11 protein-coding genes and 1 pseudogene are annotated in these 12,479 nt (G+C 67.5%); 5 read left to right on the top strand and 7 right to left on the bottom strand.

All coding sequences use genetic code 11. From position 1 onward, the window contains the following. The 5 genes from KHO18_RS26855 to def all read right to left on the bottom strand — a co-directional run. The coding region (locus KHO18_RS26855) for a DUF4390 domain-containing protein (protein WP_211944203.1) at nucleotides 1-727 on the bottom strand (727 nt) is incomplete at its 3' end. Between the two features lie 8 nt (nucleotides 728-735). Beyond that, a complete protein-coding gene (gene rsmB / locus KHO18_RS26850) occupies nucleotides 736-2,109 on the bottom strand; it encodes a 16S rRNA (cytosine(967)-C(5))-methyltransferase RsmB (RefSeq protein ID WP_211944202.1) in 1,374 nt (457 codons plus the stop codon). Nucleotides 2,110-2,236: 127 nt separating this feature from the next. Beyond that, on the bottom strand, nucleotides 2,237-3,097 hold the full coding sequence (htpX, locus tag KHO18_RS26845; RefSeq protein ID WP_144202674.1) for a zinc metalloprotease HtpX: 861 nt from the start codon (nucleotides 3,095-3,097) through the stop codon (nucleotides 2,237-2,239). A gap of 140 nt (nucleotides 3,098-3,237) precedes the next feature. Further along, on the bottom strand, nucleotides 3,238-4,233 hold the full coding sequence (gene fmt, locus KHO18_RS26840; protein ID WP_144202671.1) for a methionyl-tRNA formyltransferase: 996 nt from the start codon (nucleotides 4,231-4,233) through the stop codon (nucleotides 3,238-3,240). A 126-nt stretch (nucleotides 4,234-4,359) separates the two neighbouring features. Further along, entirely contained in the window at nucleotides 4,360-4,866 is a 507-nt protein-coding gene (gene def, locus KHO18_RS26835; RefSeq protein ID WP_144202669.1) for a peptide deformylase, read from the bottom strand. 161 nt (nucleotides 4,867-5,027) lie between these two features. Between def and KHO18_RS26830 the strand changes: the two genes are divergently transcribed. The 4 genes from KHO18_RS26830 (at nucleotide 5,028) to KHO18_RS26815 (ending at nucleotide 10,730) form a co-directional block, all read left to right on the top strand. Continuing rightward, nucleotides 5,028-6,203: a LysM peptidoglycan-binding domain-containing protein gene (locus KHO18_RS26830; protein ID WP_144202667.1), complete on the top strand. Its 1,176-nt coding sequence runs from the start codon at nucleotides 5,028-5,030 to the stop codon at nucleotides 6,201-6,203. Then, nucleotides 6,200-7,360, top strand: a complete 1,161-nt coding sequence (dprA, locus tag KHO18_RS26825) for a DNA-processing protein DprA (RefSeq protein WP_244845126.1) — start codon at nucleotides 6,200-6,202, stop codon at nucleotides 7,358-7,360. Before KHO18_RS26830 ends, dprA begins: the two co-directional genes overlap by 4 nt. A gap of 73 nt (nucleotides 7,361-7,433) precedes the next feature. Then, nucleotides 7,434-7,835: a thioredoxin family protein gene (locus KHO18_RS26820; protein ID WP_144202662.1), complete on the top strand. Its 402-nt coding sequence runs from the start codon at nucleotides 7,434-7,436 to the stop codon at nucleotides 7,833-7,835. A gap of 165 nt (nucleotides 7,836-8,000) precedes the next feature. After that, nucleotides 8,001-10,730, top strand: a complete 2,730-nt coding sequence (locus KHO18_RS26815) for a DNA topoisomerase III (RefSeq protein ID WP_144202661.1) — start codon at nucleotides 8,001-8,003, stop codon at nucleotides 10,728-10,730. Between the two features lie 69 nt (nucleotides 10,731-10,799). Here KHO18_RS26815 and KHO18_RS26810 read toward each other — a convergent pair whose 3' ends face one another. Then, nucleotides 10,800-11,714, bottom strand: a complete 915-nt coding sequence (locus KHO18_RS26810; RefSeq protein WP_144202659.1) for a LysR family transcriptional regulator — start codon at nucleotides 11,712-11,714, stop codon at nucleotides 10,800-10,802. 191 nt (nucleotides 11,715-11,905) lie between these two features. On the opposite strand from KHO18_RS26810, the gene KHO18_RS26805 reads away from it, so the two are divergent. Further along, a complete protein-coding gene (locus tag KHO18_RS26805) occupies nucleotides 11,906-12,121 on the top strand; it encodes a hypothetical protein (RefSeq protein ID WP_211944201.1) in 216 nt (71 codons plus the stop codon). Between the two features lie 127 nt (nucleotides 12,122-12,248). Here the strand turns inward: KHO18_RS26805 and KHO18_RS26800 are convergent. Further along, nucleotides 12,249-12,479 (bottom strand): annotated as a pseudogene (locus KHO18_RS26800) (hypothetical protein); the annotation flags it as partial.

Below are 12,479 nucleotides of genomic sequence, written 5' to 3'. Positions count from 1 at the left end.
CAGCGGGTGGGGCCGGGGGCGCCGCCGGCGGTGGGGCGGGCACCCGGGCCGGCGGCGTGGGCAGCGGCTGGGGCGCGTCGAGGTTGGTCGGCACCGTGTAGTTGAAGCGCTTCCACTCGGACGACAGGTTCCACTCGCGCGTGTTCACCGCGTTGATCTGGAACGGTTTCGGCAGCTGGGAGAGGTCGAGCCGCATGCGTAGCTCGGCGTGATAGGTTTCGCCGCGCCGCACGTCACCACGCTCGAACACGCGCCAGCCACGCACCTGCTGGATAAATTGCAGCGCGCCCTTGAGGCGGTTGAACGGCAGTTGCAGCCCGCCCGTGGAGACACGGTACTGACGCGTCAGCGGCTGATACGACAGGCGCACGCTGCGGCTGGTGTTCACTGGCTTTTCGTCGAACCAGTACCAGCGCGGGCGCGTCAGCTGGAACTCGACCACGAAATAGAGCGGGATGCCCTTGTGCAGCGCGTCTTCCAGTGCCGGGGGCAGGTCGAAATCGAACGCGGCGGCCAGCTCGAAGTCGCCGTCCTGATATTCGATCTTCGCTTCGGAGTTCTCGATCAGCTGCGCGGTCGCCCGGGGGCTATGCCCGAGCCCGAGGGCCAGGAGCAGGAAGGCCGCGATGGCCCAGGTGCGCAGGATCGTGGCCAGCGCGAGCGCCGGCGCCTCGCGCGTTGCGCGGCCCGGGACTCGGTGGACGAACAAGCGCAGCGGGCTCGGCATCGGTGGGATCAGGCGCGTTTCTGGAAGCGGGCGTAGTAGAAACCATCGTGGTCGGTAGGCAGACCCAATGGCGAACCGGTCGGCAGGCTGGCCGTTTCAGGCGCCTTCGTACCGGGCAGCAGTTGTCCCGGCGCTTGCAATCGTATCGCATCTGGTAGCTGCGCACCAAACCAGAGCGCCTGCTCCTCGCCTTCCGTTGGGAAAATAGAACAGGTCACGTACACCAGAATGCCGCCCGGCTTCAGCAGCGGCCAAAGTTGAGACACGATGCGACGCTGCTCATTGACTAGGCGCGCAATATCTGTCTCGCGCCGCAGCCAACGGATATCGGGATGGCGCCGCACGATGCCCGACGCCGAGCACGGCACGTCCGCCAGGATGCGGTCGAACGGCTGGCCGTCCCACCAGTCCTGGGGCCGGCTCGCGTCGCCGACGATCACATTGGCGCGCTGGCCCAGGCGGGCGAGGTTGTCGTGGATGCGGGCGGCGCGTTGCGCGTCGCTCTCCACGGCGGTGACGTCGATATCGGCCAGCTCCAGCAGGTGGCCGGTCTTGCCGCCGGGGGCCGCGCAGGCATCGAGCACGCGCATGCCATCAGACAATTCGCACAGGGGCGCAGCCAGTTGCGCGCCGGCGTCCTGCACCGACACGTCGCCTTCGGCAAAGCCGGGCACCTGCGAGACCGGGAAGGCGCGGACCAGCCGCACCGCCTGGTCGCCCACGGCCGTGCCGGCCATGCCGGCGTTGGCCAGTTCGGTCAGATACTGCGGCACCGATGTGCGCCGCGTGTTCACGCGCAGCGTCATCGGCGGCCGGGCGTTGACGCTCTCCGCCAGCGTGGTCCATTGGTCCGGGTACGCCTTGCGCAACTGCACCAGCCACCAGGCCGGCAGGTTGTAGCGGGCTTCCTCGTCCTGGTTGACGGTTTGCATCAGCTGCCGGCGTTCACGCAAAAAGCGGCGCAGCACCGCGTTCACCAGCCCGCGCGCGTGCGCGGTCTTCGGCTCGGAGGCGGCCGCGCTGACGGCCTGGTCGACCACGGTGAAATCGCTGTAGCCGCCGCGCCCCACCTTGCTGCCATCGCCCTCCTCGCCCTCCAGCAGCAGCGCCAGCGCCACCGCCAGCAGGGAATCGACGAGCGCGCCGGGTGGGCGCGTCACCAGTTCGGTGACCAGGGCGCGGGTGGTGCCGAACTGGCGCACGGTGCGATAGGCCAGGTCCTGCACGGCGCCGCGCGTGGCGGCGTCGCGCACGCGGTCGAGCCGCAGGTGCGTGGCGACGTCTTCGATGGCCTGCGGCAGGGCCGTGCCTTCGTTGACGCCGCGTACCGCCGCGGCGGCGCCGAGCATCTGGAAGGCAAGTGAATCGTGTTGCAGGCGCATGGAATACGAGAAATCTGAAAATGCTGTGAATGACAGTGATCCGGCACGGCGTGCCGGTCACAAAAAAGCCCGCCGGTTCCGGGAACACAGCGGGCAGTTTACCCGGAGTCGGGGCGCGCGGCCGGCCTCAGGCGGGATAGGTGCCCGTCTGCGCCATGTGCATCAGCCGCGCAATGCGCTCCTCGGTGGCCGGGTGGGTCGAGAACAGGTTGGCGATGGCGCCGCCCGAGAGCGGGTTCATGATCATCATCTGCGCCGTGGCCGGGTGCTCCTCGGCCGCCTGGAACGGGATGCCCTGCGCATAACGGTGGATCTTGTCCAGCGCGCTGGCCAGTGCCTGCGGGTCGCCACTGATCTCGGCGCCGCCCCGGTCTGCCTCGAATTCACGCGCCCGGGAAATCGCCATCTGGATCAGCGAGGCCGCCAGCGGCGCCAGGATCGCCACGGCGATGCTGGCAATCGGATTGGACCGATTGCCGTTCTCGTCGCGCCCGCCGAAGAACATCGCCATGTTGGCCAGCGCCGAGATCGCACCGGCCATCGTGGCCGCAATGGTTGAGGTCAGGATGTCGCGGTGCTTCACGTGCGCCAGTTCGTGCGCCATCACGCCGCGCAGCTCGCGGTCGGACAGCACGCGCAGGATGCCCGTGGTGGCCGCCACCGCCGCGTGCTCGGGGTTGCGCCCCGTGGCGAAGGCGTTCGGCGCGTCCTCGTTGATCAAGTACACGCGCGGCATCGGCAGGCCGGCGCGCTGGGACAGCTCCTGCACCATGTTGTAGAACTGCGGCGCCGTGCCGGCGTCCACTTCCTGCGCGTTGTACATGCGCAGGACCATCTTGTCCGAGAACCAGTAGGAAAAGAAATTCATGCCCAGCGCGATCAACAGCGCGAACATCATCCCGCTGCGGCCCCCGATCATGCCCCCGATGACGATGAACAGCGCCGTGATGGCGGCCATCAGCATGAAGGTCTTGACCCAGTTGAACATGGAAAAGTCTCCCAAATCGACAATCGACGTACTGCCCCGCGTACCCGCCCCTGCGGGACGCGTTGACGGTTAGATCGGGTCCGATTGCCGGAAATTCAATGTCCGTAGCAGGGTTTTTGCAGGCTGAAGTGGAGATTACATCACGCTGGCACGAGGCAGCGCGTGCCCGGCGGCAGCGGCTGCCCCTGCAGGAACTGCTGCGCCGGCTGGCGGCGGCCGCCCGGCTTCTGGAGTTCGGTGACCTGGAGCGCGCTGCCCTCGCCGCAGGCGATGATCACGCCGCTGGCGTCGGCCGCCAGCACGGTGCCGGGCGGGTGCGGCAGCGGGGTCGAGGCGGCCAGCGGCAGCGCCTGCCAGCACTTGATGACGGTGTCGCCCACCTGCACTGTGGCCCCGGGGAAGGGGTTGAAGGCGCGCACCTGGCCGGCCAGCGCCGTGGCCGGGCGGCGCAGGTCGAGCGGGGCTTCGTCCTTGGCGATCTTCTCGGCATACGTCACGCCGGCCTCGGGCTGGGGCGTGGCGGCCAGCGGCTGGCCGGCCGCCAACTGCTGCAGTGCCGCGACGATCATCCGCCCGCCCAGCGCCGCCAGCGTGTCATGGAGCGTGCCGGTGGTGTCCAGTGGGCCGATCGGCACGGCTTCGCGGGAGAGCATGGCGCCCGTGTCGAGCCCTTCGTCCATCTGCATCAGCGTGATGCCGGTCTCGGCGTCGCCGGCCTCGATGGCGCGGTGGATCGGGGCCGCGCCGCGCCAGCGCGGCAGCAGCGAGGCGTGGATGTTCAGGCACCCATAGCGCGGCAGGGTCAGCACCTCGGCCGGCAGGATCAGGCCGTAGGCGGCCACCACCATGACATCGGGCGCCGTGGCCGCCAGCGCATCGACAGCCGCGCCGGCTTCCTCGGGATACTTGCCCTGGCGGCGCAGCGAGCGCGGCTGGAGCACGAGCCCCAGGCCGGCATCGAGGGCGAACTGCTTGACCGGGCTCGCCTGCAGCTGCATGCCGCGGCCCGCCGGGCGGTCAGGCTGGGTCAGCACGGCCACCACCGGAAAGCCTGCGGCGTGGATGGCCTCCAGGGCGACGCGCGCGAATTCCGGGGTGCCGGCAAAGGCAACGCGCAGTGGCTGGGCTTGGGTCATGGCAGAGTTCCGCGATAAAAATGCCACCGGCCGCATGGTGGCGGCCGGGTGCATTGGGTGCTTCGGAGGGGTTAACGATAGCAGACGGCGCCGGCGCGGCGGCACCGCTGTTACATCCGCGCGCGCTTACATCCGCGAACGGACGCGCTTCTGGAGCTTCTGCTTGATGCGGGTGACCTTGAGCGGCGACAGGTACTCGACGAACACCTTGCCCATCAGGTGGTCCATCTCGTGCTGTATACATACAGCGAGCAGGTCGTCGGCCTCGAGTTCGAAGGTTTCGCCCTTTTCGTTCAGCGCGCGCACGCGCACGCGGTCCGGGCGCTCCACGCGGTCGTAGACCTCGGGCACGGACAGGCAGCCCTCTTCCCAGACCTTGCGGTTGTCGCTGGCCCAGACGATTTCCGGGTTGATGAAGACCTGCAGGGCGTCGCGCGTCTCGGAGAGGTCGATCACGATCACGCGCTCGTGCACATCCACCTGCGTGGCGGCCAGGCCGATGCCCGGCGCTTCGTACATGGTCTCGGCCATGTCGCGCACCAGGGTGCGGATGCGGTCATCCACCACCTCCACGGGCTTGGCCACTTTGTGCAGGCGGGGATCGGGGTAGGTGAGGATGTCGAGTTTTGCCATGATGCTCGGGCGCAACGCCAGGTGCTGTCTACTGCCCGGCCGCGTTGCGGCGACGGGTGTTTACATGCAGAATCGGGGCGCAAGTACAAAAAATCAAGGCGGGCCGCAGCAGGCACGCTCTCTAGGGTCAATCCGGTCGCTACACCGACCGGTTCACGAAAATGCGCGATCTTACCAAAGAACAAGCGGCGTCGGGCCGCAGGCTGCACGCGTTCACCCTCTTCATGCTAAGTGTCGCCGGCATCACTGCCGGGGCGGGCATGACCGTCCAGGCCGCGGACCTCAGTGTCTCGCCGGCGCAGCAGGCGCAAGCCGACCGGACGGCACAGCAAGGCATTCCCGTTGCCGATCTGGCGCCCAGCGCACCGGGCCAGTACACGGTGCGCTCTGGCGACACCCTGTGGGGTATCTCGGGCCGCTACCTGCGCCAGCCCTGGCGCTGGCCCGAGCTGTGGGGCATGAACAAGCAGCAGATCCGCAATCCACACCTGATCTATCCCGGCCAGATCCTGTATCTGATTACCCGCGATGGCCGCGCCTACCTGAGCACGACCGCACCGGGCGGCGCAGGCGGCGATGGCCGCCTCTCGCCGCGCGTGCGGGGCGAAGGCACTGACGGCGACGCGATCCTGAGCATTCCGGCGGCGGACATCGAGCCGTTCCTGATCCGCCCGCTGGTGGTGGACAAGGGCACCGTCGATACCTCGGCGCGGCTCGTGGCCCTGCCCGATGCTCGCGTCTACATGGGCCGTGGCGATACCGGCTACGCGCGCGGCATTGGCCCCGGCGAGGCAGCCATCGGCAGCGACTGGCAGGCCTTCAAGCCGGCCCTGCCGGTGCGTGACCCGGTTACCAACAAGGTGATTGGCTTCGAGGCCGAATACCAGGGCAGCGTGCGTGTCTCGCGTCCGCCCGAGGGCCCGGACGCCGTGACCACGGTGCAGGCCACCCAGTCGCTGCAGGAAATGGGCCCCGGCACGCTGCTGCTGCCCCAGCCCCCGCGCGAACTGGTGCGCTACGTGCCGCATGCGCCCGAGGCCGACGTGAACGCCCGCATCGCGGCCGTGTATGGCGGCGTGCAGTACGGCGGTGCCAAGCAGGTGGTGGTGCTGAACGTGGGCACGGACGCCGGGCTCGAGCCGGGCCATGTGCTGGCGCTTTCGCGCGACGGTGGACTGGTCAAGGATCCGACGGACAGCAACCGTACCATCAGGCTGCCCGACGACCGTTACGGGCTGGCCTATGTGTATCGCGTGTTCCCGGGTATCTCGTACGCGCTGGTCACCGATGCCACGAACCTGATGAAGGTTGGCGACATCGCCACGACGCCACGTTGACCGGTAGGCGCGCGCCGGAGGGCGCGCAAGTCTCCGGGCCGGCCCTGGGCAGGGATGCGGGGCTGGCCGACGTTGCGGCGTGGCTGCGGCTGATTGCCACGCCAGGACTGACCGCGGCGGCCGCGCGCCGGCTGCTGGGCGCGTTCGGCCTGCCTTCGGCGGTGCTGGCGCAGCCTGCTGCCCGGCTGCATGGGCTGGTGCCGCACGCCATCGCCCAAGTCCTGACCGCCCCGCCCGATGCCACGCTGGCGGCGCTGATCTCGCGCACCGAGGCGTGGCTCGCCGCACCGGGCCATCACCTCGTCACGCTCGCCGATAGTGACTATCCGGCCCGGCTGCTCGACCTCGCCGATCCCCCGCTCCTTCTCCACGTCAACGGCCGGCGCGATGCGCTGGCGGCGCCTTCCATCGGCATCGTCGGCGCGCGCAAGGCCACCGTGCAGGGGGCGAAGGATGCCCACGCGTTTGCCGCCGCCTTGTCCGGGGCGGGATTCATGGTGGTGTCCGGCCTCGCGCTCGGCATCGACGCAGCGGCCCATGCGGGGGCGATGTCCGGCGCCGGCGGCACGATTGCCGTCATCGGTACAGGTGTCGATGTGGTGTATCCGGCACGTCATCACGCGCTGGCACACGAGATCGTGGACCGTGGCGGCGCCATTCTCAGCGAGTTTCCCCTTGGAACGCCGCCATTGAGCCACCACTTCCCCAGGCGTAACCGGCTGATCGCAGCATTGGGCCAGGGCGTGCTGGTGGTCGAGGCAGCCGAGCGCTCAGGGTCGCTGATCACGGCGCGGCTGGCCTCCGAGCTGGGGCGCGAGGTGTTCGCGATTCCCGGGTCGATCCACGCGCCGCTCTCGAAGGGCTGTCACCGGTTGATCCGGCAGGGCGCGAAGCTGGTGGAAAGCCTCGAGGACATCGTGGAAGAGTTTCCCGACCTCGCCGCGCCATCGGCCAGACCCGCCGGGGCGAACGCGGCGACCGACCCGCTCCCCGCCGACGCATTCGGCGCCGCGCTCGCCTATGATCCTGTGACGCTCGACGCCTTGTGCGCCGGCAGCGGATTATCGGCAGAAGCGGCGTCGGCAGCGCTTTTACAGCTGGAAATGGCCGGCGCGGCGGAGCGATTGCCGGGCAACCGCTACCGGCGGCTCGGGTAAGGGGCGCCAAACTCTATACAATCTGCCGGCATTGCCGCGGCTGGTGCCGTAGGCTGCTCATGTTTTGACTGCGATGACCGTTTACTTTCCCGAACAAGACGCCGCGGCGCTGCGCCAGGCGCTGGCCGCGCGGCCGGCGGGCCGGCTGGTGGCCTGCCTGTGCGCGGACTGGTGCGGGACGTGCAAGGACTATATGAGCGGCTTCGCGGCGCTGGCGGCGCGCTATCCCGGCGACTGCTTTGTCTGGATCGATATCGAGACCCACGCCGACCGGCTCGGCGAGGACATCGATATCGAGAACTTTCCAACGGTGCTGATCCAGCCCGTGGCCGGCGGCGATCCGCATTTTTACGGCACCGTGCTGCCTCATCTGGAAGTGTTGGAGCGCATGCTGGACCGTGGGGCGTCGATGCCCACGGCCGCATCGGAAATTCCTGAAGTGCTCGACTGGTTGCTCGAGAGCCACCCCGGCTGATGCCATGTGCTGCCTGAGCCCCAGGCGGCGTTTGCTTGCACCGCCGACGGATGCGCGCTTATTATTGGCGCCTCAAAGCCCAGGCGTGCTGTTTACATAATTAGCAGTGCCAATCAAGAGGCGCTGGCTTCCCCTGACGGGAGCCGTGCCGCAAGGACCCGTTCAATGTCTAAAGCCCTCATCATCGCGGAAAAGCCATCGGTCGCCGCCGATATCGCGCGCGCCCTCGGGGGCTTTACCAAGCACGACGAGTACTTCGAGAGCGATGACTACGTGCTGTCTTCGGCCGTGGGCCACCTCGTGGAGATTGCCGCGCCGGACGACTACGAGGTCAAGCGCGGCAAGTGGAGCTTCGCCAATCTGCCGGTGATTCCGCCGCATTTCGACCTGCGCCCGATCCAGAAGACCGAGTCGCGGCTGAAGGTGCTGAACCGGCTGATCAAGCGCAAGGACGTGACCGGCCTGATCAACGCCTGCGATGCGGGGCGCGAGGGGGAGCTGATCTTCCGCCTGATCGCGCAACAGGCCAAGGCCAAGCAGCCGGTGCGCCGGCTGTGGCTGCAGTCGATGACGCCGCAGGCCATCCGCGACGGGTTTGCGCAGCTGCGCGACGACCAGGAAATGATGCCGCTGGCCGATGCCGCGCGCTGCCGGTCTGAGGCCGACTGGCTGGTCGGCATCAACGGCACGCGGGCGATGACCGCGTTCAACAGCAAGGGCGGCGGTTTCTTCCTGACCACGGTGGGCCGGGTGCAGACCCCGACGCTGTCGATCGTGGTGGAGCGCGAGGAGAAGATCAAGCACTTCGTGCCGCGCGACTACTGGGAAGTGCACGCCGAGTTCATCGCCGCCAAGGGCCTGTATGAAGGCCGCTGGTTCGACCCGAAGTTCAAGAAGAACGAGTTCGACCCCGAGGCGCGCGAATCGCGCCTGTGGAGCGAGGCCGAGGCCAAGAGCATCGTGGCGGCCTGCCGCGACAAGCCGGGCACCGTCACCGAGGAATCGAAGCCGTCGACGCAACAGTCGCCGGCGCTGTTCGACCTGACCACGCTCCAGCGCGAGGCTAACTCGCGCTTCGGCTTCTCCGCCAAGAACACGCTGGGCCTGGCCCAGGCGCTGTACGAGAAGCACAAGGTGCTGACGTACCCGCGTACCGACGCCCGCGCGCTGCCCGAGGACTACCTGGAGACGGTCAAGGAGACCATGGGCATGCTGGCCGACAGCTCGCCCAACTACCTGACGCACGCCAAGAAGATCCTGGCCAGCGGCTGGGTGAAGCCGAACAAGAAGATCTTCGACAACAGCAAGATCAGCGATCACTTCGCTATCATCCCGACGCTGCAGGCGCCCAAGAACCTGTCCGAGCCCGAGCAGAAGCTGTATGACCTGGTGGTGCGCCGCTTCCTGGCGGTGTTCTTCCCGGCCGCCGAGTTCCAGGTGACCACCCGCATCACCGAGGTGGCCGGCCATCACTTCAAGACCGAGGGCAAGGTCCTGGTCAACCCGGGCTGGCTGGTCATCTACGGCCGCGAGGCGCAGGGCAAGGACGACAAGGACGCCAACCTGGTGCCGGTGGACAAGGGCGAGCGCGTCAAGACCGACAAGGTCGAGTCCGTCGGCCTGACCACGCGCCCGCCGGCGCGCTACAACGAAGCCACGCTGCTCTCGGCGATGGAAGGCGCGGGCAAGCTCGTCGACGACGACGCGCTGCGCGAGGCCATGGCCGGCAAGGGCCTCGGCACGCCGGCCACGCGCGCGGCCATCATCGAAGGGCTGCTGACCGAGAAGTACCTCGTGCGCGAGGGCCGCGAGCTGATCCCGACCGCCAAGGCGTTCCAGCTGATGACGCTGCTGCGCGGCCTGGGCGTGCTCGAACTGACGCAGGCCGAGCTGACCGGCGAGTGGGAGCACAAGCTGTCGCAGATCGAGCGCGGCCGGCTCAAGCGCGACGAATTCATGCGCGAGATCGCGCAGATGACGCAGCAGATCGTCAAGCGCGCCAAGGAATACGACAGCGACACCATTCCGGGCGACTACGCCACGCTGGACACCCCGTGCCCGCAGTGCGGCGGCCAGGTCAAGGAGAACTACCGCCGCTTTGCCTGCACCGCGTGCGAGTTCTCGATCAGCAAGATCCCGGGCGGCCGCCAGTTCGAGATCGAGGAAGTCGAGGAACTGCTGCTGAAGAAGGAAATTGGCCCGCTGCAGGGCTTCCGCAGCAAGATGGGCCGGCCGTTCGCGGCCATCCTGAAGCTGGCCAAGGGCGACGACGGCAACTGGAAGATGGAGTTCGACTTCGGCCAGAACGACGACGATGCCGATGGCGAGCCGATCGACTTCAGCGCCCAGACCCCGGTGGGGTCGTGCCCGAAGTGCAGCGGCGCGGTTTACGAGCACGGCATGAAGTACGTCTGCGAGAACGCCGTGGGCAGCGAGAAGACCTGCGACTTCACGACCGGCAAGATCATCCTGCAGCAGGAAATCTCGCGCGAGCAGATCGGCAAGCTGCTGACGGCGGGCAAGACGGACCTGCTGACCGGCTTCAAGTCGTCGCGCACGGGCCGCAACTTCAAGGCCTTCCTGGTGAAGCAGCCGGACGGCAAGATCGGCTTCGAATTCGAGGCCCGCGAGCCGAAGGCCGGCGCCAAGGGCGCCGCAGCCAAGTCTGCCAAGGGGGCCAAGACCACCGAAGCCACCGGCGCCACCGAAGCAGCCGAGACCGAAGCCGCGCCGGCCAAGCCGGCAGCGAAGAAGGTAGCCGCCAAGAAGGCACCCGCCAAGAAGGCGGCCACCAAGACTGCAACCAAGACTGCAACCAAGACCGCCGCAGCCAAGACCCCGGCGGCCAAGAAGACCCGCGCCGCCACCAAGGCGACGGCCGACGCCGAAGAGTAATTCCGCGTACGGCGTTCACCCCTCTCCCGGCATGCGGAGAGGGGTTTCGAACCTTCCTTCTTATTTCCCCTACTTCTGCCCGCTGGCTTCCCCGGCCCGCTTCGTGCCTTCCTCGAGCAGGAAGTCGATGAAGGCGCGCACCTTGGTCGGCAGGAACTTGCGGCTGGGGTAGACCACGCTCACGTCGCGGCGCGGCAGTTGGTATTGGGGCAGGATGTGCGTCAGGCGGCCGGCTTCGATGTTGGGCCGGGCCAGGTAGGAGGACAGCATGGCGATGCCCATGTTGGCCAGCGCGGCCTGGTGGGCCAGTTCGGCGTTGCTGCACAGCAGGCCGGGCCGGATCGGGACCGTGACGTCGCCTTCGGGGCCGGAGAGCGTCCATTCGTGCTCGGCCGTGGGCAGGCGCATGGCGATGCAGCGGTGGCTGGCCAGGTCCTGGGCGTTACGCAGCGGCGGGTGCGCGCGCAGGTAGCCGGGCGAGGCACAGAGGATGACCTCGGCCGAGATCAGCGGCCGTGCCACCAGGTGCGAGCCGAGGCCCAGGTCGGACAGCATCACGCCCACGTCGCGGCCTTCTTCCACGATATCGACGATGCGGTCCGAGAGCAGCACGTCGAATACCACGTCCGGGTAGAGCTGCTGGAAGCGTTCCAGAGTCTGCGGCAGCAGGTGCAGGCCGAACATGACCGGCGCCACCAGCCGCAGCGTGCCCGAGAGCGACTGACTGCGCGCCGTGACCACCGACTCGGCTTCTTCCACATCCTCGAGGATCTGGCTGCAGCGCTGGAGGTAGGTTTCGCCGGCGTCTGTCAGCGACAGGCTGCGCGTGGTGCGGTTCAGCAGCCGGGTGCCCAGGTGGCTTTCCAGGTCCGCCACATAGCGCGTGACCACGGCATTGGACATTTCCAATTGCTGCGCCGCACGTGCAAAACTGCCAAGTTCCACCACCTTGGCGAAGACGCGCATCGATTGAAGCCGATCCATGACATAGTCTCCCGATTCACCCGTGAACTTTTACACGATCCGGGGGATTTATTGTGAAAAGCACAATCAATCATTGTGGATGGCAATATTTATTCATATCAGGGGAATGCCTAATATCGCATCACCTGATGCCGCATCGCACCATCCACATTCCGAGCGCCGGCATCCATCGAATAAAGAAAGGATTCGCCATGAAGCGCCAATTTGCCCTGACCGTTGCCCTGGTTGCCGCCCTCTCCGCCGCCCCGGCATTCGCCAAGACCACGTTCGACCCGTACACCGACGGTGCCCGCGCCACCAAGTTCGACGCCTTCACCGATGGTGCCCGCACCGGCAAGTTCGATTCCTTCGGCGAAGGCGCCCGTGCCGGTAACTTCGACGTCTACACCGACGGCGCCGCGCTCTGATCTAGCCGCCAGTCGCCAAAAAGCCCGTACCTGACCAGTACGGGCTTTTTGTTTATGCGCGCGATGCTTGCCGCGCGCCATGGAAAAACGGGCCTTCAAGCCCGTTTTTTCGTTGCCAGCCAATGACTTAGTCGTCGTGGCGATGACGATGGCGGCGATGCTTGCTCTTCTTGTAGTAGCGGCGATCGTCGTCGTACGAGTTGCTGCGCGAGACGTTGCCGCCCAGCGCTGCACCCGCCGCGCCGCCCAAGCCTGCGCCAACCAGGCCGCCGGTGCGGCCGCCCATGGCATTGCCGGCTGCTGTGCCGGCGCCGCCACCCAGGGCGCCGCCGATGATGGCACCGGTGCGCTCGCGCTT

Source organism: Cupriavidus campinensis (assembly GCF_905397395.1).
Taxonomy (GTDB): domain Bacteria; phylum Pseudomonadota; class Gammaproteobacteria; order Burkholderiales; family Burkholderiaceae; genus Cupriavidus; species Cupriavidus campinensis.
The sequence above is the reverse complement of the archived record's forward strand: the minus strand, read 5'-3'. Positions and strand labels throughout refer to the sequence as shown.